Consider the following 24,474-nt stretch of genomic DNA (forward strand, 5'->3'; position numbering starts at 1 on the left):
ACTCCCGCGACCTGACCGGCCTCACCGACAGGCTTCGCAGCTCGCTTCGCTCGTACGCCGTCTCTCGACAGAGACGGCGTTAGGTTGTGGCTTCGCCCCCTCCGATCGTTACCGCTGCTTACCGCGGAGAGCTTCGCAGCTCGCTTCGCTCGTACGCCGTCTCTCGACAGAGACGGCGTTAGGTTGTGGCTTCGCCCCCTCCGATCGTTACCGCTGCTTACCGCGGAGAGCTTCGCAGCTCGCTTCGCTCGTACGCCGTCTCTCGACAGAGACGGCGTTGGGTTGTGGCTTCGCCGCAACCCCGACTGCTACGCCTGCCTACTGGCAGGCTTCGCAGTCGGGGTTGTCAATGGAACAGAACTTCGCCGGTTCAGAGAGCTCGGCGTTGCTCGGCGTGGCTGCTGCACTTGAGGCTGCGGCAGAGACACCGCCAGAGACCGGCACGGCGTTGAGTTCGCCGCCGCGACCGGTCGACTTCTCAGCAGCGGTGGCCGACAGCGCGCGCAGGTAGTACGTCGTCTTCAGGCCGCGCAGCCATGCCAGCTTGTAGGTGTCGTCGAGCTTGCGACCGGAGGCGCCGGCCATGTAGATGTTCAGCGACTGCGCCTGGTCGATCCACTTCGAGCGACGCGATGCGCACTCCACGAGCCACTTCGGTTCGATCTCGAACGCGGTGGCGTAGAGGCGACGCAGGTCTTCCGGCACGCGGTCGATGCGGGCCAGCGAACCGTCGAAGTACTTCAGGTCAGCGACCATCACCTCGTCCCACAGGCCGAGCTTCTTCAGGTCGCGCACGAGGTTCTCGTTGGTGACGGTGAACTCGCCCGACAGGTTGGACTTCACGAACAGGTTCTGGAAGGTCGGCTCGATACAGGCATCCACACCGACAATGTTGGAGATCGTCGCCGTCGGCGCAATCGCCACGCAGTTGGAGTTACGCATGCCGACCTGCTTGATCCGGCTGCGCAGCGCGTCCCAGTCCATCGTCGAGGAACGGTCGACTTCGACGTAACCGCCGCGCTCCTGCGCCAGCAGTTCGAGCGAATCCAGAGGCAGGATGCCGCGATCCCACAGCGAACCTTCGAAGGAACTGTAGCGACCACGTTCTTCGGCCAGCTCGGTAGACGCCCAGTAGGCGTAGTAGCAGACGGCTTCCATCGAACGATCGGCGAACTCCACCGCCTCTTGCGAAGCGTAGGGAATGCGCTGGGCGTGCAGGCAGTCCTGGAACCCCATGATGCCCATGCCGACCGGGCGGTGGCGCAGGTTGGAGTTACGCGCCTTGTCGACGGCGTAGTAATTGATGTCGACCACGTTATCCAGCATGCGCATGGCGATGCGGATGGTGCTGCGCAGCTTGCCGTGGTCCAGCACCTTCTTGCCGCCCTCGTCCTTGAGGTGGGCAATCAGGTTCACCGAGCCGAGGTTGCACACGGCGATTTCGGTGTCCGAAGTGTTCAGCGTGATCTCGGTACACAGGTTGGAGCTGTGGACCACGCCAACGTGCGACTGCGGCGAACGGATGTTGCACGGGTCCTTGAAGGTGATCCACGGATGACCCGTTTCGAACAGCATCGTCAGCATCTTGCGCCACAGCGACAGCGCCGGCACGCGACGGAAGAGCTTGATCTCGCCGGCGTCGGCGCGGCGTTCGTATTCGACGTAGGCCGCCTCGAATTCCTTGCCCCACTTGTCGTGCAGATCAGGCACGTCGGACGGCGAGAACAGCGTCCAGTCGCGCGCTTCCATCACGCGCTTCATGAACAGGTCGGGAATCCAGTTCGCCGTGTTCATGTCGTGGGTACGACGGCGCTCGTCACCGGTGTTCTTGCGCAGGTCGAGGAACTCCTCGATGTCCAGGTGCCACGTCTCGAGGTACGCACACACCGCGCCCTTGCGCTTGCCGCCCTGGTTGACCGCCACGGCGGTGTCGTTGACCACCTTCAGGAACGGGATCACCCCCTGGCTCTTGCCGTTGGTGCCCTTGATGCGCGAACCCAGCGCGCGCACCGGCGTCCAGTCGTTGCCCAGGCCACCGGCAAACTTCTGCAGCAGCGCGTTTTCCTTGATCGCCTGGTAGATCCCGTCGAGATCGTCGTCGACCGTCGTCAGGTAGCACGACGACAGTTGCGAGTGCAGCGTGCCGGCGTTGAACAGCGTCGGCGTCGAGCTCATGAAGTCGAACTTCGACAGCACCGTGTAGAACTCGATGGCGCGCGCTTCGCGATCCTTCTCGCCCAGCGCAAGGCCCATCGCCACGCGCATGAAAAACACCTGCGGCAGTTCGATGCGGCGCTCTTCGATGTGCAGGAAGTAACGGTCATACAACGTCTGCAGGCCGAGGTAGCCGAACTGCAGGTCGCGCGAGTAATCGATGGCCGACGCCAGGCGGGCCAGATCGTATTCGGCCAGACGCGGGTCGAGCAGTTCCGCCTCGATACCCAGCTTGACGTACTTGGGGAAGTACTCGGCGTAACGGGTCTCCATCGCGCCCTGTGCGACTTCCTCGCCCAGTACCTCCAGGCGGATCACGTGCAGTTGCAGACGCGCCGTGACGTAGTTGTAGTCCGGGTCCTTCTCGATGAGCGTGCGGGCAGCCAGGATCAGCGCGCGACGCACTTCGTCGATCGGCACGCCGTCGTACAGATTGCGCAGGGCGGATTCCAGGATCGCCGCCGGGCTGACGTGGTCACCCAGGCCGATGCAGGCCGACTCGACCAGCGCATGGAGCGCCACCATGTCGAGCGGACGACGCACGCCGTTATCGACCACGTTGAGCGAAACCTGCCCCACCTGCGAGGCCACGCGTGCACGCTCGGCCGAACGCTTCTCGCGGTACAGCACATAGGCGCGGGCCACGTCGTGTTCGCCCGAACGCATCAGCGCCAGCTCGACCTGGTCCTGCACGTCTTCAATATGGAAGGTGCCGCCAGCGGGCTGGCGACGCACCAGCGCCTTGACCACTGCGTCGGTCAGTTGAGCGACCACGTCGCGCACGCGCGCCGACACGGCACCGTGCGAGCCTTCGACCGCCAGGAACGCCTTGGTCATCGCCACCGCAATCTTGTTCGGCTCGAACGGAACCACCGAACCGTTGCGGCGAAGGATCTTGTAGTCGGCGTATTCGGAACTCCCGCCGGCCGTGGTCGGGGTGCTGCCTTCGACCACGTGATTCGACGTGGTGGCAGGGTTGGTCGCAAGCTGCATGAATACTCTCCTCGGGATCTAAGACGCTCGACGGGCCATGCGGATGCGCATCCGAATGGCCCGTCAAGACGCTTGCTAGCTGACTGTGTTTTGTGCCTTGAGCTACTAGATGTAGTAGCCGAAGGCCGATATGCAACTAATTCTAGTGACGCTCGCTCGTTCTGACAAGAATGAAATGTTCTTCACTTCTTATCCACGGACTTATCTACAGGCGGGATGACTTGCCCGCCCAGCCACCAAGCGAGATTGAGGGAAGTCGACAAAAAAAACGGGGCGGCCGAAGCGGCACGCCCGTTGTGGATAGCTTTGGATCACGGCCGTCGATGCTGCGCCGCGAAATCAACGATCGGATTTACACCTAGACACCCGCGTAACGACTGAGCAGTTCCTCTCGCACGGCCAGCAACGCACGGAATCGTTGCCATTCAAAACACGGTCCGGGGTCGGTCTTGCGCCCAGGTGCGATGTCGCTGTGTCCGGCGATGTCGATCAGCGATGGATGCGCCAGGCGCAAGCGGGCCACGAGTCCGGCCAGCGCTTCATATTGAGCGGCCGTGAATGGCAGCGTGTCGCAGCCTTCCAGCTCGATGCCGATGGAAAAGTCATTGCAGCGCTCGCGCCCTTGCCAGGTCGACACCCCCGCATGCCACGCGCGTTCGGCGGTCGACACGAACTGCACCAGGGCGCCATCGCGCCGGATGACGAAATGCGCCGACACGCGCAACTGATGGATGCCTTCGTAATAGGGATGCTCGGCCGGATTGAGCCGGTTGGTGAACAACTGTTCGATGCCGGGGCCGCCGAACTGATCGGGCGGCAGACTGATGGCATGGATAACGATGAGGCTGGGTTCGACGCCATCCGGGCGCGCATCGAAATTCGGCGAATCGACGCGATGTGCGCCGGGGAGCCACCCATGTGATTCGGTCAATGCGAGGGACATGTTGGCAACGCCGCTCGATGGGATAACGCGATTATGCCTCGCGTCGCCCGCATGTGCCGCGCCCGATCGCCACCGCGCCGCCCATCGATCAGAAAACTCCCACAATCACGAGACGACTGCCGCAAAGCGCGTACTCTGGCAGCCGCCTAGCATCATTCCTTTTGCGCAGGCTCCATCATGAAACGTATCGCCCTCCTTTTCGGCGCCCTTCTTCTTTCCGCCTGCCAGACGCTAACGCCGCAGAGCACCGACGATCGTCTTACCGCCCGCCCCTATCGCGGCTACATCGAAAGCGGCGGCACCCTGGTCCCGGCTATCACGCGCTTCACCCAATCGGACGACGGCTCCATGACGGGCAGCTACTCGGCGCAGGAAGAAGACGAAGACGAACCGACGCCGGGTACGCTCACCCAATGCCGCGCCGTAGGCGAACGCCAACTCCAGTGCATCTGGAAGGACAAGTACGGCGATGGCAAGGCGAGCTTCGTCTTCGCCCGCGACTACTCGCAGTTCTTCGGTGCCTGGACGGCCGATCACGACGCCAGCGACACGCCGGGGCTGTACAAGTGGATGGGACGCCAGCGCTCTTCGTGCTGCGCCTGTGGTTGTGGCGGATAATCTGCCATCGCTCACTCGCCGGAGGCCTTCAATGAAACCCGTCGTCAGCATGATCACCCTCGGCGTCGCCGATCTCGAACGTGCCACGCGCTTCTATCAGGAGGGTCTGGGCCTGCCACGCCACCCGGTGGACTCGGAAGGCGTGGCTTTCTTCGAGCTGGCCGGCGCATGGCTGTCGCTCTTCCCTTGGGACGAACTGGCGCGCGACGCACAGGTCGCGGCCGACGGCTCCGGCTTCCGCGGCATCACCCTGGCGCACAATGTCGGCAGCCCGGAAGAAGTCGACGCCGTTCTCGCGCAGGCAGTTGCTGCCGGCGCAAAACTCATCAAACCCGGGCAGAAAGTGTTCTGGGGCGGTTACTCGGGCTACTTTGCCGACCTCGACGGTCACCTTTGGGAAGTCGCCCACAACCCATTCATGCACATCGGACCAGACATCGGTTGATGTCGGCCGACGCGCGCTGGACGAGATGCCTCAGACCGCCCGCGCCGCGATCCACGCATTGAGCAGGCGACGGCCGGCGTCGGCCAGTTCTCCCGCTGTCAGGCCGATCGGTCCGACGCCCTCTTTCAACAACAAGTCCGCGGCGGCGCCATGCAGATGGACCGCAGCGGGCAATGCGGCCTCCGCCGGCCAGCCCTGCGCCAACAGGGCCACGATAAAGCCGGCCAGCACATCTCCCGTACCCGCCGTCGCCAGTCCGGCATGACCGCTGGTGTTGATGGACCAGCCCCCTTGCGGCGTGGCGACGATGCTGCCGCACCCCTTGAGCACCACGTGCGCGCGCAAGCTCTGCGCGATCTCCACCGCAGCGGCGATACGACTCGCCTGCACGGCATGCGTATCACGTCGCAACAGGCGTCCCGCTTCGGCCGGATGCGGCGTCAACACCGTCGGCCGTCGCCGAGCCTGGAGCAACGTGACCAACGCCGGCTGCGCCCCCAGCAAATTCAGGCCGTCGGCATCGATGATCAGCGGGCCGTCGAAGGCCAGCGCCCGCCGCATGATCTGCAGCGCCGCCTCGCTCTGCCCCAGCCCACAGCCGACCAGCAGCGCACTGGCCAGTTGAGGCACGTCGCCCGCCGGCCGCAGCATCAGCTCCGGCTGGAGCACATCGACACTCAGCACTTGCGCATCGAGCATACCGACATACACGCGCCCCGCCCCCAATCGCAAGGCCGCGCGACCAGCCAGCAAGGCTGCGCCAGCCATGCCGGCGGCGCCGCCGACGATGCCGGCTTCGCCATGCGTGCCCTTGTGCGAATTGCGCGCTCGCGGCTTGAGCCAGGCTGCGAACGAATCCGGCTGGATCACCCGGCCGCCGCCGGCCTTGTCCAGATCGAGTTCGAGGTCGTGCACGCTGCACGTGCCGCAATGGTCCGGGCCATCGAGCGTGAGCAGTCCCGGTTTGGCGGCAATGAAAGTCGCCGTATGCGTTGCGCGTACTGCAACGCCGTACACGACGCCGGTATCGGCATCCAGGCCCGAAGGCACGTCGAGCGACAACACCGGGCACGAGAAAGCATTGATGCGCTCGATCCATTCCGCGAGCCGCCCTTCGACGGGGCGCGTGACGCCGATCCCCAATAGCGCATCAACCACCAATGCCCACTGGCCGCCGACGAAGTCATCGACGACGCTGCCGCCTGCTGCCATCCATGCGCCGTAAGCGGCAGCCGCATCCGGCGGCAGGCGATCAGGGTCGGCCATACTGGCGACCACCACTTCGCGCCCGGCTTCGCGCAGCAAACGCGCCACCACATAACCATCGCCACCGTTGTTGCCCGGCCCGGCCACCACCAGCACGACACCTTCACGCTCACCGAAAAGCGCCAGCGCGCACCGCGCTGCCGCCAGCCCGGCACGCTCCATGAGCGGGGGAGAAGCATTTACGCCTTGGGCGGCTTCGATACGGCGGATGTCGGCGACGGGAAGGATGCGTTGGGCAGTGTGCGCATTCACGGTGATGAGGTCCGGGCGGCTTTGATCAGGTCCTGAAGATACTTCGCCGGGACAGCATAACTGATGCCCGACGGCTGGCTGAGTGCACTTTCTCGCGTGCCCTTGATGAACACCATGTTCAGGATGCCGACCACCTCACCCGTTTCGGGTTCGAACATCGGGCTTCCGCTATGTCCAGGGTATGCCGTCGCGTCGAGCTGGAAAATGTCGAACGGGCCCGCCGACAATTGGCGCACCGTGCGTGCATCGAGATCGCGCGCGCGCGTGACAGGAATGCCGATGGGCGCGACGGCCGACACGATGCCACGATGCGTCACAGGAAAGAGCCCCAGCACATCGCCCATCGGAAAGCCCGTAAAAGCGATCGCGTCGCCCTCGTGCACCGCTGCGCTGTCACCGATCTTCAGTGCGGGCAGTGGCGCTCCACCAGCGAGCTTGAGCAGCACGAGGTCATGAGCCGGATCGGACGACACTTTGCTCACCTCGCGCACCGCGGCGACGGTTGCGCCCGCCACGGGGATCGCAATCGCGAGCGTCTCTAACCGGTTGGTATCGAGCAATTCGGGCACCACGTGGAAGTTGGTCGCCACCAGCGTGCCGTCGCCCACCGCGAAGCCTGTACCGAGTACGCGGAACTGTGGATTGCGCCCCGGTTGCACAGTGCCCACGGCAACGATGGACGCACGCATGCGCGCCACGCTCGTCGGCAGATCGGCCGCGACTGCGGCGCCACAGAGCAGCGGCAAGGACAGCGCGGCGAGCAGCATACGGCGACGGGCGAGGTGGACAATGGCAGTCATGCGGACTCCTGTCTGTATACATATAGAGGGATCGCGCGCAGCGCGTGAAAAAAGCACGCGCACGCCGGGCGATTCAGGGCTCGCCGATAGCCAGCGCAATGGGCGACGGTGTCGCCAGCGCGGCGTCGAACGGATGCGAGGACGGCTTGAAGAAGGACGTGATGCGCTTGACGTACAGCACGGTCTCCATGAACGGCGGAATGCCCTTGAACCGGTCGACCGCGCCTTCTCCGGCATTGTAGGCAGCAACGGTCAGCAACACGTCGCCCCGGTAGTACGACAACAGCCAGCGCAGATATGAAAGTCCGCCACGGATGTTCTGCCCCGGATCGTAGATCTTGCGCACCCCGAAGCGCGTGGCGGTATCGGGCATCAACTGCATGATGCCCTGCGCCCCCTTGTCCGAGCGCGCCATGAGGTTCAGGTTCGATTCCGCCACGGCCACGGCAAGCGCCAGACGCGGATTGATCTTGTATTGCGGCGCCAGCCCGCGCACCAGCTCGGCAATGCGCTGCTTGTCGCGCGGCAGGCCTGCCACGTAGGCATCCAGATCATCGGTATCGGCGAACAGTGCCGCGTTGTCCGCCGAAAGCGACACAGCACCCGGCGGTCTGGCCTTGGCCGACAGACAATCGGGCTTGCTGTCGCCGGGCGGCGGCAGATGCGTCAACGCCGTGATGGCGCCCTGGTGCCCCTGGCTCGCCGCCATGCCGAACAGCGTTGCGGCCACCGCTTCATCGCGCGGCACGCCACGGCCATTGGCATACATCCAGCCCAGACTGTATTGCGCCTCGCTCGACCCGTAGCGCGCAGCTTCGCAATACAGTTCGACCGCGCGTGCCGGATCGCGCGGCGCGCCTTCGCCGTATTCGAAAGCGGCCGCCTGCGACACCAGGCTCAACGCCAGTTGCTGCTGCACGCCCGGCGACAGGGTCGACGTCTGCGCCGAACAGGGCACCACCCACCACAACGCCGCCGGGGCGATGAGCGCTGGCCAGGAAATGCGCGAATGGGCGGCGGGGCGCATGTCGGCCTCCGGGGCAACTACAGGCGCCAGGGCACCGCGCCGGACTGCGTCAGCGCAGCCTCGTCGTACGAACTCTTCACGTCGACGAATACGCCGCCGCGCGTCAGTTTCTCCAGGATTTTCGGCAAGCCCATTTCGCGATACGCGTGGTGCGACACGGCGGCGACGATGGCGCCGGCGGTGGGCAACTCGTCCCACTTGGTCAGCGCCACGCCGTACTCGTGCTCGCACTCGGCGGACACCGCAATCGGGTCATGCACGCGGACGTCGACGCCATAGCTTTGCAGTTCGCGCACCACGTCGATGACCTTGCTGTTGCGGATGTCCGGGCAGTTTTCCTTGAAGGTCATGCCCAGCACGATCACGCGTGCGCCCTTCACCGGCTGGTCCGCCGCGATCATCTGCTTGATGGTCTGCTCGGCCACGTACTTGCCCATGCCGTCGTTGATGCGCCGGCCGGCCAGGATCACCTGTGGCGTGTAGCCGAGCATCTCGGCCTTGTGGGTCAGGTAGTACGGATCGACGCCGATGCAGTGACCGCCAACCAGGCCCGGACGGAACGGGAGGAAATTCCACTTCGTACCGGCCGCCTGCAACACCTCCAGTGTGTCGATGTTCAGCTTGTGGAAGATCACCGCCAGTTCGTTCATCAGGGCAATGTTCAGGTCGCGCTGGGTGTTCTCGATCACCTTGGCGGCTTCGGCGACCTTGATGCTGCTGGCCTTGAAGACGCCCGCCGTGATGACCGAGCCATACACCTCGGCCACCTTTTCCAGTGTGGCCGGCGTGTCGCCGGACACCACCTTGGTGATGCGGGTGACGGTGCGCTCCTTGTCACCCGGATTGATGCGCTCGGGGCTGTAGCCTGCGAAGAAGCCTTCCTTCCAGCGCATGCCGGACTCGCGTTCGATGATGGGGATGCACACCTCTTCGGTCGCACCCGGATATACCGTCGATTCGAACACCACGATGGCGCCTCGCTTGAGGTTGCGCCCCACCGACTGCGACGCGCTCACCAGCGGCGTCAGGTCCGGCTGGTGCGCCTCATCGACCGGTGTGGGCACTGCGACGATGATGAAGTCCGCAGCGCGCAACGCGGTCGGATCACAGGTGCACGACAACTGCGTGGCCGCGCGCAGATCCTGCGACGACACTTCGCCCGTGGGATCGATGAAGTCCTGGTACGACGCGACCTTTGTCGCCGACAGATCGAAACCGATGGTCGGGTGTTTTTTGCCGAATTCCACGGCGAGCGGCAGGCCTACGTAGCCCAGCCCGATAACGGCGATGGTTGTCATGCCAACTTCCCTTCTCTGCTGGCGCATTCAATGGCGCCGGGTTCGTCGTGGTAGGTGTTCAAAGCGTTTTCGCGAAAGCATCGATTTCGGTTCTGAGGGCGACGTTGCCGTCAGGCACTGAATCGGTGGCAGCCTGCAACTCCTTCCTGGCTGCGCTCTTGTCGCCGGTGTGCGCCAGCGCGCGCGCATATCCCAGGCGGATGTCCGCCGCCTTGGGCGCCAGCGCGACGGCCTGGCGCAGCAATTCGAGCCCCCGCTTTTCCTGGCCGTGCGCAACGAACACGCTGCCGGCGGTCTCCATCACTTCGGGAGCATTCGGCGCCGCAGCGAGTGCCTTTTCGGCGTACTCCACGGCGCGGGCATCGTTGGTCTGGTTGGCGATCCAGGCCATGTTGTTGAGCACGACCGGCGAATTCGGCGCGACCGCGACGACAGCCTGGTACTGCGTCATCGCATCGGCATAGCGCTTGTCGTCGGTGGCTCTCATGCCGAGGTAGGTGCGCACCGTCACGTCACGCGGATTGGCTGCGATCCACTCGTTGGCCACGCGTTGGGCGTCATCCTTGCGGCCTTCGGCCATGTAGGCGCTGTGCAATCCGATGGCCGCCGCCGCCGTCCTGGAACGCTTGTAGGCCTGTTGCCAGGCGGCCGTCGATTCGGACTTATGACCGGATTCAGCCTGCACGCGGGCTTCGAAGAGGTAGCCGCTGACATCGTTGGGATCGGCTTTCTGCAGCCCGCGTGAATAGGCCAGCGCGTCGTCATAGCGCTTGTCGGCAAGCATCAGCGCCAGCAGGCGCTGTTGCGCCTCGCGGAAATCGCCGTTCAGTTCGAGCGCGCGACGCAGGCTTTGCTCGGCGCCGGCCTTGTCGCCCGCGGCGAGCTGGGCCGTGGAGAGATCGGCCAGCAACACCGGATTGTTCGGTTGCAGCGTCTGCAACTTGCCGAACGTACTCACCGCTTGCTGCGGAACACCGGCGGCGAGCTGGGTGCGCCCCAGCAGCGCCATCACCTCCGACGTATCCGGATTGGCGGCCCGCGCCTGCTGCGCCACCGTCAGCGCCTCCTTGCTCTTGCCGCCCTTGAGCAGTAGTTGCACCAGGGCCACGCGGGCTTCGTTCTGCGTCGGATCGGCATCGACGGCCTTTTCCAGCGTTCCCTGCACTTCCTTGTCCGGCGCGCCAGTGTCTTGCTGGAGTCGCGCCAGGAGCGTCCAGGCACGCACGTTCTTCGGCTCCTTCTCGACGATGGCGATAAAGCGCTGGCGGGCCGCGTCCACTTTCTTGTCGGCCACGTCGAGACGCGCGAGCTGGATCGCCGCTTCGAGGTTGCCCGGCTGCAATTGCGCGGCGCGCTCGAACGCCGTGCGCGCATCTGCCGGCCGGTTGACCGCCAGCATCACCTGTCCCTTGATGGTGTAGGTCAGCGGATTGTCGGGCTGGCGCTTTTCCAGCGCGTCGAGCGTGGCGAGCGCCTCTTTCGTGTCGCCTTTGCGCAGTTGGGCGGCCACGATGGCGGCGTCGACCTGTACGCGCGTGGCATCGAGCTTGGTGGCCGCTTCCAGCTCATGCATGCCGGCGCTCTCATCGCCGGAATACATGCGCGCGAGCCCCAGGTTGATGCGCGCCTGGGCACTGTTGGGACGCAATTGGGCGAGCCGGGTGAAAGCTTCGGTGGAGCGTTCGAAATCGCCCTTCAGCAGGTACGCCTGTCCGACCAGATTGAGCAGGTCCGGGCTGTCCGAGGTCTCCGGCTTGAGCGGCGCCAGGGTCGCCAGCGCATCGTCGGCGTTGCGCGCAGCCACATACGACTCGGCCAGCAGGCGGCGCGGCATGGCAGCATCGGGCTGCGCCTTGACGACCTTCTTGAGCATGGCCTGTGCCTGCAATTGATCGTTCAGCCGGATGTTGGCGCTGCCCGCCACCACCAAGGCCGGCTGGTAATCGGGCACCGCACGCAGAACCTTGGCCGCGCCATCGCGCGCCGCCACCCACTTGCCCTGCCGCAGCGCCAGCACCGATTGGAAGTACACCGTCTGCAGCGTGCCGGGCGACACCTTGACCAGCGCTTCGACGTTCGTCTGTGCCTTGTCGAGTTCGTTGAGGCCGATGTACAGCGCGACCAGTCGCCCATACGCGCGCGGATCATCCGGGCGAGCCTGGGTGACTTTCTCGAACTGGGCGATGGCATCCGGCACGCGGTTCTGCACGATCAGCAATTCGGCGCGCAGCAGTTGGGGTTCGACTTCGTTCGGATGGCGTCCCATCACCATCTCGGTGATGCCGAGCGCAGTGGGCACGTCGCGATCCATCAGCGCGATGCGCGCCGCGCCCAGTTCGGCTTCGACGTTGTCGGGCTGCGCCTGCGCTGCGCGCTCGAACTGCCGGCGCGCATCCTCGCGCTTGCCGAGCATCATGTAGGCGCGCGCCACTTCGACGGCGAGGTTCGCGTTTCCAGCGGCTGTCTTGAGCTGCGTGTGGGCGAATTCGTCGACCACCTTCTGCCATTGGCCGCCGACGCCCAGCGCACGCGCGGTCAGCGGCGCCACCTGCTCCGGATCGAAGCCGGCCGATTGCGCCTTGCGCAATTCGTCGAGCGCACCGGTGGCGTCGCGCTGCTCGAGCAGGGCCTGCGCAAAGAGCACGCGGGCCTGACCGTTGCCTGCGTCCTGCTGCAGAACGTTCTTGATCTGGATGATGGCGGTCGCGTAGTCGCGCTTGGCGATCGCCTGGCGCGCCTCGCCCAGCAGCTTGTCCGGATCGCCCGATGAACATGCGGTGAGCATCGCCAGGACGGCGGTGAGGGACATCGTGCGCAGCAATGTGGTCATGGTGTGGAGGCTCTGAGAACTCATTTCATCAATCCCAGCGATTGCGCCGAGCCGGTTCCGGGATGCGGGGCTGGATGTGAGGTTCATGTCTGAGCGACGTCCTTGCGGATGCCAAAGCGGTTCATCAGGTCGTACAGCGTCGGACGCGACACACCGAGCACTTCCGCCGCGTGGGCGATGTTGCCGTTGACGCGCGCGAGCACGCGCACGACGGCGCGCCGTTCGGCCTCTTCGCGCACCTGCCGCAGGTTGAGCGCAGAGAAGTCCTCTTCGGCCGCCGTCAGCCCGACGTCCTCGGCCGCGATGCGATTGCCCTCTGCCATCACCACCGCGCGCTTGATGCGGTTTTCCAGTTCGCGGACGTTGCCCGGCCAGTCGTATTGCTCGATCGCCGCCACCGCGTCTTCGGTCAGCGTCATGCTGCCGCGACGGTTCTCCTGCGCGTAGCGCTGCACGAACGCATGCGCGATGAGACTGGCGTCGCCTTCGCGCACGCGCAGCGGGGGAATGTCCACCACGATCTCGGCGAGACGGTAGAAAAGGTCCTCGCGGAAGCTGCCGTCGCGGATCTTGGCTTGAAGGTTCTGATGCGTGGCGCATACCACGCGAACGTCTACCGGAATTTCCTCGCGCCCGCCGATGCGTTCCACGCGCCGCTCCTGCAGAAATCGCAACAGCTTCGATTGCAGCGGCAGCGGCAGATCGCCGATCTCGTCGAGGAACAGCGTGCCCTTGTGCGCCAGCTCGAACTTGCCCGGCGTCTGCTTGACCGCGCCGGTGAAGGCTCCGCGTTCGTAGCCGAAGAGTTCGGCCTCCAGCAGCGTGTCGGGAATCGCCGCGCAGTTGATGGCAACAAAGCGCTCGCCGCGACGCGACGATAGATCATGCGCACCACGTGCCAGCAATTCCTTGCCCGTACCGCTTTCGCCGAGCAGCATCACGGTGACATTGCTGGGGGCAACCTTCTCGATCGTGCGGCAGATGCGCAGCATGCCGGGGTCGCGGCTAAGCAGGCCCGACAGCGCACCAGCGCCCTGCAGAGCGGCGAGCCGACGGTTCTCCTGCTGCAGTTCGTAGTAACGATGCGCGCGCGCAATGGTGAGCTGGAGCATCTCGGGCTCGAACGGCTTGGGGAAGAAGTCGTATGCGCCGAGCCCCACCGCCCGCACAGCGTGTTCGCGGTCATGCTGGCCGGTGAGCACGATGACCTTGGTGTCGGGCGACAGCGCGAGGATTTCCTCCAGCAGGCGCATCCCCTCGGTCACATCGTCCGGCGCGGGCGGCAGCCCCAGGTCCATCGTCACCACCGCCGGCTCGAAGCGCCGCAACTGGGCGATGGCCGATTCGCGGTCCGAGGCCAGCACGACTTCGAAGTCGTCGAAGGCCCATTTCAGTTGACGCTGCAAGGCGGGATCGTCTTCGACGATCAGCAGCGTGCGCATCTTGTCGGGAGAAGCACTCATGGCGGATTCACGCAGCGAACCGCTCGACGCGGTCCGTCAAAGGCAGGTACAGGGTCACGCGCGTGCCCTTGCCGGGTGTGCTGTCGACGGCCACGCGGCCGCCCAGCTCGGATATGTATTGCTGCACCTCGAACGCGCCCAGTCCCATGCCATTGGTCTTGGTGGTCTGGAACGGCCGGAAAAGACGCTCGCGGATGAACTCGGCCGACATGCCGCAACCTTCGTCGGTCACGCGCACGACGGCCTGTGCCCCTTCGCGACGGACCTCGACGCCGACGCGTCCGCTCTCGGGTGTCGCTTCGCGGGCGTTCTGCACGACGTGGCCGATGATGCGTTCCAGCCGTTCGGCATGCGCCAGCACCGCAAGCTCCGTGTCGCACTCGAGCGAGATGCCAGGCCCGCGCGCGGCGACGATGCGCGTGCACACGTCGGCCAGATCGACCAGGCGGCGCGGCTCCATGGGCGATTTGTTCTGCAGTTGCTGCATGAGCGCGCGCATGCGCTCGGCAACGTTCTCGACCGTGAGCAGCATGTCGGCCTGGAACTCCGGGTTGTTCTTGTGCCGGTCCGCGTTCTTGAGCAGCAAGGCCAGTTGCGCCACGAGGTTCTTGAGGTCGTGCACCACGAAGGCCGACATGCGGTTGAACGAATCGAACTTCTGCGCCTCGAGCAGGGCCGCGAGTGCGGTGGCCCGGGCGAGGTAGCTTGCTGCCTGTCGACTCGCCGTCTTGAGCAGGTCGAGCACTTCCCAGTTCACGTCGACTGGCGCGCGCGCAGCGGCGAGCACGACGAAGCCGATCAATTCCTCTTCGCACAGCAGCGGCACCACCAGCCACGAATCGGTGTGCGCCACCAGCCACGCGGGCACGGCGATGCCGTCGTAGGCCTCGGGCCGCGTGCGCCATTCGTCCACGTTGACGATCCAGCCGCGCGTACGCATGAGCATGCAGAGGGGACCGTCCCCGGGTTCTTCGCCACCCTGATCGGTCTGGTACAGGAAAGCGCGCGGACGGAACATGCCGTCGGCATCGCGCTGCCACAGCACGCCGCCGGGGCTTTCGACCAGATTGGCGAGCGCCCCGATCAGCCCCTGCTCGCTCGTCTGTCCGGCCGGCGGAGAGGTGAGCGCACGGGTGAACTTGAGCCAGGCATTGCGGTAGTCGTAGCGATAGACAAAGAAATGCTTGCCCACCCAGACACGCAGCCGCGAACGAACCGAACCCGAGAACAGCACCACCATCAGCAGCAGCAGTGCGGAGAACAGCAGCACCATCTGGAGCGAACGACCCCAGTCCCCGCCGAACCAGCGCACGTAATACCCGGCGCCCGACACCAGCAGCAGGTACAGCCCGCAGGCGGCAAGCGCCGTGGTGTGGAACACCATCTCGCGCGAGACGGTGACGCGGAAGGTCCAGTCGTGGCTGCGCACCGCCGACATGGCGATCAGTGGCACCGCCAGCGCGTGCACCAATCCGCGGATGGCTGCCACGTCGGCATCGATGCGACCGAAGAGGAAGGCATCGGCAAACAGGTAGAGATCGAACGCGAAAGCGCAGCCCAGCCCGACGACCAGCGGCTTGATCCCCCAGCGCGAGGTCGGCGGAAAGTTGCGATACACCTGCTCGACCAGGGCCAGTTGCCAGATGGCGAACAGCAACGCAGGCAGCAACTGCCCCCGCCGGGACACATCCAGCGGTCCGCCAAAGAAGGTCATTGCGGCGAGCAGGCCGAACAGCACGAGGCCCGCTCCGGCAAAAATGCGCGGTGCGGCGCCCCGTGCATCGGCCGGTACCGCCACGCGAAGGAGCCCGAGCAGGAAGAGCGACCACAGCGCCTGGCGCGCCAGTCCCGCGACGGCCACGCCGGCGAGCATCGGCAGCGAAGGCGTAAGACGACCGAACAGCGCCGACAGCGCGCACCACAGGGCGGACGTCCCGACCGCGCCGAGGAGCAGGCCGCCCAGTCGACCGCCGCGCCAACCCGTTCCGAGATACAGCGCCAGCAGGCCGAACATCACCGCGGCGACGGCGAATGACCAGAAGAAGATCTGTTCGACAGCGGAGTGCATCAGTCCCCCAACGGCGCCCTGCGCGGTCGCGCCACGTCAGTGCGCACCTTCGCCCGTCATCACCACGCGCACCGTCTCGGCGAGCACCATCAGGTCGAGGAACAGCGTGTGGTTCTTGACGTAGTAGAGGTCGTACTGAAGTTTCTGCACGGCGTCGTCGACCGAGGCGCCGTACTGGTAACGCACCTGAGCCCAGCCGGTCACGCCCGGCTTGACCGAATGACGCACCGAGTAGAAGGGAATCTGCGCTGTGAGTTGATCGACGAAGAACTGGCGCTCGGGGCGCGGCCCCACCATGCTCATGTCGCCCACCAGCACGTTGAACAATTGCGGCAGCTCGTCGATGCGCGCCTTGCGGATGATGCGGCCGACACGTGTCACGCGGCTGTCATTGGTCTGCGCCCAGCGCGGTTTTCCGTCGCTTTCGGCGTCGCTGCGCATGCTGCGGAATTTGATGACGCTGAACAGGCGCCCACCCTGCCCCACGCGCTCCTGCGTATAGAGCATGGGGCCGCCGTCTTCGATGTAGATGGCGATCATCGTCAGCAGCATCACTGGCGCGGCCAGAAGCAGCAGCACGATGGCGGCCGACAGGTCGAACAGACGCTTGATCTGCGTACGCAGGAAACCCTGGCGGAAACCTTCGCCATAGATGAGCCAGCTCGCACGCAAGGTGTCGACCCGGACCTGGCCGCGCACGCGTTCGAAGAAGCACGAAAGATCCAGCACCTTGACGCCGGCGAGCTTGCAGTCGAGCAACTGCGCCAGCGGCAGTGCGCCGCCACGGCGTTCGCGAACGGCGATGATGATCTCGTCCACTTCCAGGTCGGCCACCGTCTGCAGAAGTGTGCGGCGCGCGGGCAGCACTTCGGACGGATGCACCTGCTGGTCGTCGGCACCGGGTACCGGGTAGAACCCGACGATCGACAGGCCGGCGTTGCTCGAGTGCTGCATGGTCTGCGCCACCGATGCGGCTTCCACGCCCGTGCCCATGACCAGCACGCGACGGCTCCATGGCGCACTCAAGGGTTTGCCGCGAGCAAGGCTGCGCGCCAGCAGCACAGCGCCCAGCAGCATGACCACGATGGCATCCAGCGCTTCGTGCTCCATGTGTCCCCATGGCAAGACATGGAAGACCCCGTAGGCAATGGGAATACTGATGACGAGCGTCAGAGCGACCCGCGCCAGCAAGATGCGCACGGAGCGCTCGCGTTGCGATCGATAGAATCCGAGCGCCGTACCCACGATCAGCATGACGATCGCGAAGAACAGTGCGGAAGGCCCGATGACGCCGAGCGATGCCGAACCGTCGCTGGTCGCAAAGGCAGCCACCACGATGGCCAGGAACAGGACGATCGTGTCGACCAGCACCTGGAACACCGCATTGGTTGGAAAATAGTGGTTGAACAGCCTGAGCATCGCCGCCCCCGGGAACTCACCGCAGACCTTCCGGCAACCGCGATCTGCGACGCCGCCGAACCTTCGGAAAACCGCCTTTTGCGTAGACTCCAGCATCGTTTGTCAATGCGCTGGAGCAGGCCAGACGCACCTTACGCGATGGTCGAGGATCATGCCGTGAAGTCAGTCACGCCATGCGTGGCACACCCTTCCCGAGTGGGCAGCTTGCCCGGTTGGACACGCATACCTGTCAGGCATGGCACGCTCCAGGGTGCATTCGTCATGCAATACGGCACAGGCGGTACGATGGAGAAGACGCTCGCGCGTCGAAAAGGAGCGACTTCCGGTGACCTGATGAGACGGTCACCTTCCCCGGCGGAAGCTGTAGGAGTATAGGAAGCGCGGGCAGCGGCGCCAGCCGAAATTGCGCAGCGCAGCGAAATTGCCCGAAGGTCCGCTCGGAGCGCTTCTTGCGCGAGAGACAGGTCCGAGCTGGGCGGCATGCGTTCCATCGCGAGTCTGGCGGGTACGCTCAGCGCGCCTCTTCCTCTTCAGCAGAACCTGCTGGCACGCCAGCATTCCCTCCTGGTAGATCGTGCACGCTGCTGCCGCGGGTAGAATCGGGCTTCGATGACTGCCGTCCGGCAGCCGGACCACCGATCCACTCTGACTCACGCAATGCCACACCACACCCCCGCCCCCTCTCCCACGCCCGGCAAGGTTCATCTGGTCGGGGCCGGTCCCGGTGCGGCCGATCTGCTGACCCTGCGCGCCGCGCGCCTGATTGGCGCCGCCGACGTGATCGTCTACGACAAACTGGTCGGGCCCGACATCCTCGCGCTGGCGCGCAAGGATGCGGAGTTCATCTATGCCGGCAAGCAGGCAGGCAACCATACGCTGCCGCAGCCTGACATCAACCGGCTGCTCGTCACGCTGGCGCTGGCGGGCAAGAACGTGGTGCGGCTCAAGGGCGGCGACCCGTTCGTGTTTGCGCGTGGCGGCGAGGAGATCGCCGAGCTGGCCGGGGCAGGAATCGCGTTCGAGGTCGTACCCGGCATCACTGCCGCGACCGGTGCGGCGGCATTCGCCGGTATTCCGCTCACGCATCGCGAGCACGCTCAGGCGCTTGTCTTCGTGACCGGCCATGTCAAGGACGGCACGTGCTCGCTCGACTGGCCCGCGCTGGTGCGCCCGGGGCAGACGGTGGTGATCTACATGGGCCTGGGCGCCTTGCCCAGCATCAGCCGCCATCTGGTCGAAGCCGGCATGGCGCCGGACATGCCAGCGGCATGCGTGCAGGATGCCACCTTGCCCAGTCAGGTCACGATCACCGGTGGCATTGCCGAATTGCCGGACAAAGTCATCGCGGCCGGCATCACCTCGCCGGCCCTCCTGATCATCGGCAGCGTGGTCAGTCTGCGCGACGCGCTGCAGTGGTTTGAAGGCGCGGCACCGCACTGATATCCATTGCGCGACGCGGGGCATTGCGGCAACTGCCGCGCACTGGGCTCTGATGGATTTTCGGACTCTACTGACAGCCCCTCTTTGCTCACCTGTGCCATACTCGCCCGGTTCTGTGGCGTAGGTTGTCCGCAAAACACGCCCCGATGTGGGGCCCCACCCTCGCAGGGGGCGACATCTCCTCCCAATACGGCAAGCGATACGGCGGCGCATCGGAATATCGATGCCTGTGCATGTCTTGAATGAGAATCACGCCGGCAAGCTTTCCCGTGCCGCAACAGTACATGAAGTCCGAGCACCAGCATTTCCAGAAGCGCGCATCGCCCGCCCCTTATCTTGAGAGCCGTCTGATCGCAGCGCTCGGTGTTCTGATGCCGGCACAGATTGCCCTTGCGCATATCTCGCACACGCACGGGGCGCATCTGTTCATCGGCGCGCTGATTCTGGTCTGCGCCGTTGCGATCGCTATCACGGACCATCGCAAGGCGCCCCCATGCGCAACGATGCCGCGCGTCGTGAGCCTGCCCCTGCTGGCGTGGTCCGGGTTCGCAACACTGTCGCTGCTGTGGTCGTTGCGCCCCGGGGCTTCCATCAGCCGCCTGGCGTCCGACGTGTGGATGCCCCTGGGCTGCCTGTTCGGCGCCTATTACCTTGGCCGCGCCGGCCAAGTGAGACAGACCATCATCGGCTTGCTGGCCGGACTCGCGCTCATCGCGCTGACGATGGTCATGACAGGTACGGCTGTTGGTATCGCCGCCATTGCGCAAGGACTCCCGGCCTCGCTGGCCGACTCACCGCTGCTGCGCTGGTTCCCCGGGCCCGGTAAGGCGTCGACCATGCTTGTCATCATGCTGCCGGTGCTGTGGTGGGCGACGCGCGCCCGCATCGTCGGGCGCGCCACTGGCGTGACGGCCATCGCGATCGCCGTCGCGTGCGGCGCGGCCACGCAGAACCGCATGTTCTGGGGTTGTCTGCTGGCTCAGTTCGCCTGCGTGGTGGCGTTCCGCATCCATCGCCGGGGAGTGCGCCGCGCCATGACGAAGCGCCTGTGCCTGGGCGCCTGCGCCGTCGCGGCTCTGTGCGGCATCCTGCTCGTCACGCTACTCAATCTGCGAGCCCCGAACGCGGCACATGGCGACGATAGCCTGTCGCGCGCGGCAAGCGCGATCGAGCAGGACCCACGTCGCATCATCTGGCGTTACTGGATCGACATCGGCGAAAAATCGCCGTGGATCGGCACTGGCTTCAGCAAACGCACCGCGTCGGCCGCCAACGAACCGGACCATCCTCTGTACGCTCCAGCCCGCCTTTATCGTGGATGGCATCCGCACAATCTGCTGCTGAGCATGTGGGTGCAGCTTGGTTGGGTGGGCGCTGCGCTCTTCGTCGCGTCGCTCGCCGGACTGCTCTACCAGAGCGTGAGGATGGCGCGAGCGAGTTCGCCCGATCGGATCGCCGGCATGGTGCTGTTCATGCTGGTCGTGACGCTGCTGGCGAAGAACGCGACGGACGACTTCTACGATCGTGAACTGGCAAACGTGTTTTTCTCGCTGGTGGGCCTGCTGGTGGGCGCCTGCCTGGCGACCGGGCGATCGGCCACGGAACTCGATCAGGCAACCATCGCGAGCAACTCGCGGGCACGGACGGTGTAGGTGTGGTGCTTGAGCACGTGCGCATGCCCTTCGGCCGCAATGCGCGTCCGCTCCGATTCGTGCGACAGGAACCAGCCGATCTTGTCGCGAAGCTCTTCGATGCTGCGCCAGCAGGCGATGTGCTTGCCCTCGACGAAGTGCTCATCGATCTCCTTCACCCAATCGGTGAGCAGAAAGCCGCCGGCCGCGGGGACTTCGAACAGGCGCAGGTTCATCGCCGTCCCCTGACCGAACCAGTTGTGGATGTTCAGGTTGACCTTGCTCGATGAAAAAACCTCGTTGAGCCTGTCGCCGAACACCTCGTGCCCGGCCTTCGCGGAGGGCATCCACGACTGCTTCTTCCAGCCGGAGCCGTAGGCGCAGATATCGAAATCCAGCACTTCGGTGATGACTTCCCGGCGGCGCGCCGACACCGTGCCGACAAAGCTGACCGACGCGCTGCCGTGTTTTGTCTCGCACGGCCTGAACAGCGTCTCGTCAACGGCCGAGGGGAAGTAACGGACGTTCTTCAGACCCGCTTCGCGGTAGTGGCCGACGCTGTGCGCGTCGTTGGTGAGATACAGGTCATATGCGCCCGCGTTGATGAGCGAGCGGGCGTGGTCGAGCGGATCATCGATCCAGTAGCCGATTGTCATGGCGCCCATTGCACCGATTTCGCGGATCGTCTCGCGGGACAACACCAGGCCTTTTACGCACAGAAAGTAATCCGGTCGCAGGCGCGCGACTGTCTTGATGAGCGATTCATTGACGCATGCTCTGGCGGCGCTCTCCCATCGTGCTCCCCGCAAAGGCTTCGGCACGCACGCCAGCGCGCCGCAATTGTCGTAGTCGAAGAAGTGAACCGTAAAGCCCAACCGTTCGAGCGCCCTGCCGAGGCAGCGGCCGTTCTTCGTACGATTTGCTCCGGTCGGGGCGGCCACCAGAAAGGTCTTCGACATGAGCGCAGGCGCAGAAAAAGCAAACGCTCAACGCTATTCAGGGCCGCCCCCCCGATCAATGGGAATCCTCTGAAAATGGAGAAGAACATCGCCACTCCGCTGTCTCCATTCTCTTGGTTTTGCTGCGACAAATAACAGTGGACTGCCGTTTGATTTCCGCCAAGAACGCAAGAGCGAAAGATCCGACAATCGCGCCCGACCCATTCATTTTCGCCCCTCGTCGCCATGAGCCACAGACATCGATGCACGCATTGCGCGAATGCCATCAGCGCTACGGCCAGCACCTGCGACAGGTGCAGTTCGACCGATCCTCGCGGCAGGAAGCGCCGTGTCGTACGGCTATTGGTGTCGATCGTCGTCCTGGTTCTTGCCGGCGCCAGCGTCGCCACGGCACTCGCCGGCGAAACCGCAGCCGTCACCTCGTCGAAAGTACGGACTGACGCTTGATGGCCGCAGGCGTCATCAATCTGCGAGGCAATCCAGCGTGAAAAAGCCCCTCTGCACGCTTGCGCGTGCAGAGGGGCTTTTGTTCTGGTGCAGGAAAAGCGTGGCCCCGCTGTGGGGGCGACGTCACATTCAGATCGGTTCGAGCTTCGCCACCGAGAGCGCCAGCCACTTCACACCCGCGCCGGCCCCGAAGTTGACCTGCACACGGGCGTCCTGTCCGCTGCCTTCGGCCGAGACGATCACCCCCGCGCCAAATTTGGCGTGCCGTACTTGCTGGCCGATGCGCAGTCCGCCGAGATCGCGGCTGTTGTTGCGCGGTGCGGCCGCACGCGATCCGGCGGGGAATTCCGCTGAATGATTGCGCGGCGTGGCGTAAGTGCCGAAGCCTTGTTGCACGCGCGGAGTGAGCCACTTGAGCAATGACTCGGGGATTTCGTCCAGAAAACGCGACTTGATGGCAAACCGCGTCTGTCCGTGCAGCATGCGGTTCTGCGCCAGCGACAGGTACAACCGCTGACGTGCGCGCGTGACGGCCACGTACATCAGGCGCCGTTCTTCTTCCAGCCCATCCATCTCGGTGATGGAGTTCTCGTGCGGGAAGAGGCCGTCTTCCAGCCCCGTCAGAAAGACCACGTCGAACTCGAGCCCCTTGGCCGCATGGACGGTCATGAGCTGGATCGCCTCCTGCCCGGCATCGGCCTGGTGTTCGCCGGCTTCGAGCGATGCATGCGAGAGGAATCGGCTGAGATCGTCGCCACCGGTGTCGTCTTCGGGCGCGTTCTCTTCGGCCGCGAAATTGACGGCGGCATTGATGAGTTCGTCGAGGTTGGCGAGGCGGTCCTCGCCTTCTTTCTCGTGCCGATAATGTTCGCGCAGGCCCGACGCATCGAGTACGTGGTCGATCATCTCGGCCAACGGCAGATCGCGCGTCACGCTGCGCATGTCTTCAATCAGGCGCACGAAGGCACCGATCGATTGCGCCGGCTTGCCGGACAGATGCGACACCGTTGCGTACAGGCTCGTGCCATATACACGAGCAGCGTCCGCAAGTTGTTCGAGCGAGCGGGCGCCGATGCCGCGCGTGGGGAAATTCACCACCCGGGCGAACGCGGTATCGTCGTCGGCGTTGGCGATCAGTCGCAGGTACGCGAGCGCGTGCTTGATTTCCTGTCGCTCGAAAAAGCGCAGGCCGCCGTACACACGGTATGGAATGCCGGTAGAGAAAAGCTGGTGCTCGACCACGCGCGACTGGGCGTTGCTACGGTAGAGGATCGCGATGTCCGAACGCGATGCGCCATCGCGCACCAGTTGCTGGATTTCTTCGATGATCCAGCGCGCTTCATCCTGATCGGTGACGGCCTCATAGACGCGGATCGGCTCGCCGCTGCCCTGGTCGGTCCATAGATTCTTGCCCAGCCGCTTGGCGTTGTTGGCGATGATGGCGTTGGCCGCGTCGAGAATGTTGCCGTGCGAGCGGTAGTTCTGTTCGAGCTTGATGACATTGGCAACACGGAATTCGCGTTCGAAGTCACGCATGTTGCCGACTTCAGCACCACGGAATCCGTAGATCGACTGGTCGTCGTCGCCCACGGCAAACACGGCCGCCGGCTCCGGCGTGCCATAGCCCGCCAGCAGCTTGAGCCATTTGTATTGCAGCACGTTGGTGTCCTGGAACTCATCGACCAGAACGTGGCGGAAGCGCATCTGGTAGTGCCGGCGGATCGGCTCGTTGCGCTCCAGCAATTCGTAACAGCGCAGCAACAACTCGGCGAAGTCGACCACGCCTTCGCGCTGGCACTGGGCGTCGTATTCAGCGTACAGCTCGACCTTGCGACGGGTGAAGTCGTCCCAGGCTTCGACCGCGGACGGGCGCAGGCCAGCTTCTTTCTGGGCCGAGATGAAGTACTGCAGCTCGCGCGGCGGGAATTTCTCGTCATCCACGTTCAGCGCCTTGAGCAAGCGCTTGATGGCGGCGAGCTGATCGGCCGTGTCCAGTATCTGGAAGGTCTGCGGCAACGCCGCGTCGCGGTAATGAGCCCGCAGCAGACGATTGCACAACCCGTGAAAGGTGCCGATCCACATGCCCCGCGTATTGATCGGCAGCGCGGCGGACAGGCGCGTGAGCATTTCGCGCGCGGCCTTGTTGGTGAAGGTCACTGCCAGGATGCCGCTCTGCCCGACCTGCCCGGTCTGCAGCAGCCACGCAATGCGGGTGGTCAGCACGCGCGTCTTGCCCGATCCGGCCCCGGCCAGGATCAGGGCGGGCTGCGGCGGCAGGGTAACGGCGGCGAGTTGTTCGGGATTGAGATTGTCGAGCAGTGTAGGCATGGGCGGAACCGGCGAGTCAGCCGCGCATTATAG

The 24,474-nt window shown here is 64.8% G+C and carries 17 protein-coding genes; 5 read left to right on the forward strand and 12 right to left on the reverse strand.

The window, feature by feature from the left end:
* Positions 1 to 318 precede the first annotated feature (318 nt).
* Both ACDA63_RS12495 and ampD read right to left on the reverse strand, forming a co-directional pair.
* Entirely contained in the window at positions 319 to 3,207 is a 2,889-nt protein-coding gene (locus ACDA63_RS12495; RefSeq protein WP_373663586.1) for a ribonucleoside-diphosphate reductase subunit alpha, read from the reverse strand.
* 358 nt (positions 3,208 to 3,565) lie between these two features.
* On the reverse strand, positions 3,566 to 4,150 hold the full coding sequence (gene ampD / locus ACDA63_RS12500; protein ID WP_373663587.1) for a 1,6-anhydro-N-acetylmuramyl-L-alanine amidase AmpD: 585 nt from the start codon (positions 4,148 to 4,150) through the stop codon (positions 3,566 to 3,568).
* A 177-nt stretch (positions 4,151 to 4,327) separates the two neighbouring features.
* Between ampD and ACDA63_RS12505 the strand changes: the two genes are divergently transcribed.
* Positions 4,328 to 4,768 (forward strand): hypothetical protein, encoded by a 441-nt coding sequence (locus ACDA63_RS12505; RefSeq protein ID WP_373663588.1) that lies wholly within the window; start codon positions 4,328 to 4,330, stop codon positions 4,766 to 4,768.
* 31 nt (positions 4,769 to 4,799) lie between these two features.
* The gene (locus tag ACDA63_RS12510) at positions 4,800 to 5,213 is read left to right on the forward strand and encodes a VOC family protein (RefSeq protein WP_373663589.1); all 414 of its coding nucleotides are present in this window, start codon (positions 4,800 to 4,802) and stop codon (positions 5,211 to 5,213) included.
* A 30-nt stretch (positions 5,214 to 5,243) separates the two neighbouring features.
* Here the strand turns inward: ACDA63_RS12510 and ACDA63_RS12515 are convergent, their stop codons facing one another.
* From ACDA63_RS12515 to ACDA63_RS12550, 8 genes are all read right to left on the reverse strand, one after another.
* Positions 5,244 to 6,731, reverse strand: coding sequence for an NAD(P)H-hydrate dehydratase (locus ACDA63_RS12515; RefSeq protein WP_373663590.1), 1,488 nt, complete (start codon positions 6,729 to 6,731; stop codon positions 5,244 to 5,246).
* Entirely contained in the window at positions 6,728 to 7,531 is an 804-nt protein-coding gene (locus tag ACDA63_RS12520) for a serine protease (RefSeq protein WP_373663591.1), read from the reverse strand. The genes ACDA63_RS12515 and ACDA63_RS12520 overlap by 4 nt, the downstream gene beginning before the upstream one ends.
* A gap of 73 nt (positions 7,532 to 7,604) precedes the next feature.
* Positions 7,605 to 8,558 (reverse strand): lytic transglycosylase domain-containing protein, encoded by a 954-nt coding sequence (locus ACDA63_RS12525; RefSeq protein ID WP_373663592.1) that lies wholly within the window; start codon positions 8,556 to 8,558, stop codon positions 7,605 to 7,607.
* A 17-nt stretch (positions 8,559 to 8,575) separates the two neighbouring features.
* A complete protein-coding gene (locus ACDA63_RS12530; protein ID WP_373663593.1) occupies positions 8,576 to 9,856 on the reverse strand; it encodes a nucleotide sugar dehydrogenase in 1,281 nt (426 codons plus the stop codon).
* Between the two features lie 58 nt (positions 9,857 to 9,914).
* On the reverse strand, positions 9,915 to 12,710 hold the full coding sequence (gene prsT, locus ACDA63_RS12535) for an XrtA/PEP-CTERM system TPR-repeat protein PrsT (RefSeq protein ID WP_373663594.1): 2,796 nt from the start codon (positions 12,708 to 12,710) through the stop codon (positions 9,915 to 9,917).
* A gap of 59 nt (positions 12,711 to 12,769) precedes the next feature.
* Entirely contained in the window at positions 12,770 to 14,149 is a 1,380-nt protein-coding gene (prsR, locus tag ACDA63_RS12540; protein WP_373663595.1) for a PEP-CTERM-box response regulator transcription factor, read from the reverse strand.
* Positions 14,150 to 14,156: 7 nt separating this feature from the next.
* Positions 14,157 to 16,217: an XrtA/PEP-CTERM system histidine kinase PrsK gene (gene prsK, locus ACDA63_RS12545; protein ID WP_373663596.1), complete on the reverse strand. Its 2,061-nt coding sequence runs from the start codon at positions 16,215 to 16,217 to the stop codon at positions 14,157 to 14,159.
* A 36-nt stretch (positions 16,218 to 16,253) separates the two neighbouring features.
* The gene (locus tag ACDA63_RS12550; RefSeq protein ID WP_373663597.1) at positions 16,254 to 17,636 is read right to left on the reverse strand and encodes a TIGR03013 family XrtA/PEP-CTERM system glycosyltransferase; all 1,383 of its coding nucleotides are present in this window, start codon (positions 17,634 to 17,636) and stop codon (positions 16,254 to 16,256) included.
* A 657-nt stretch (positions 17,637 to 18,293) separates the two neighbouring features.
* On the opposite strand from ACDA63_RS12550, the gene cobA reads away from it, so the two are divergent.
* Together cobA and ACDA63_RS12560 are read left to right on the forward strand one after the other, a co-directional pair.
* Complete coding sequence (gene cobA / locus ACDA63_RS12555; protein ID WP_373663598.1) at positions 18,294 to 19,076, forward strand: uroporphyrinogen-III C-methyltransferase; 783 nt, start codon at positions 18,294 to 18,296, stop codon at positions 19,074 to 19,076.
* A 242-nt stretch (positions 19,077 to 19,318) separates the two neighbouring features.
* Positions 19,319 to 20,728, forward strand: coding sequence for an O-antigen ligase family protein (locus tag ACDA63_RS12560; protein WP_373663599.1), 1,410 nt, complete (start codon positions 19,319 to 19,321; stop codon positions 20,726 to 20,728).
* On the opposite strand, the gene ACDA63_RS12565 is transcribed toward ACDA63_RS12560, so the two are convergent.
* A complete protein-coding gene (locus tag ACDA63_RS12565) occupies positions 20,686 to 21,666 on the reverse strand; it encodes a glycosyltransferase (protein WP_373663600.1) in 981 nt (326 codons plus the stop codon). The genes ACDA63_RS12560 and ACDA63_RS12565 overlap by 43 nt on opposite strands.
* A gap of 225 nt (positions 21,667 to 21,891) precedes the next feature.
* Here ACDA63_RS12565 and ACDA63_RS12570 point away from each other — a divergent pair, with 225 nt between their 5' ends.
* On the forward strand, positions 21,892 to 22,113 hold the full coding sequence (locus tag ACDA63_RS12570; protein ID WP_373663601.1) for a DUF2116 family Zn-ribbon domain-containing protein: 222 nt from the start codon (positions 21,892 to 21,894) through the stop codon (positions 22,111 to 22,113).
* A 129-nt stretch (positions 22,114 to 22,242) separates the two neighbouring features.
* On the opposite strand, the gene ACDA63_RS12575 is transcribed toward ACDA63_RS12570, so the two are convergent.
* On the reverse strand, positions 22,243 to 24,441 hold the full coding sequence (locus ACDA63_RS12575) for a 3'-5' exonuclease (RefSeq protein WP_373663602.1): 2,199 nt from the start codon (positions 24,439 to 24,441) through the stop codon (positions 22,243 to 22,245).
* Positions 24,442 to 24,474 lie beyond the last annotated feature (33 nt).

This window comes from Uliginosibacterium sp. sgz301328, from assembly GCF_041807905.1.
Taxonomy (GTDB): Bacteria; Pseudomonadota; Gammaproteobacteria; order Burkholderiales; family Rhodocyclaceae; genus JBGVSA01.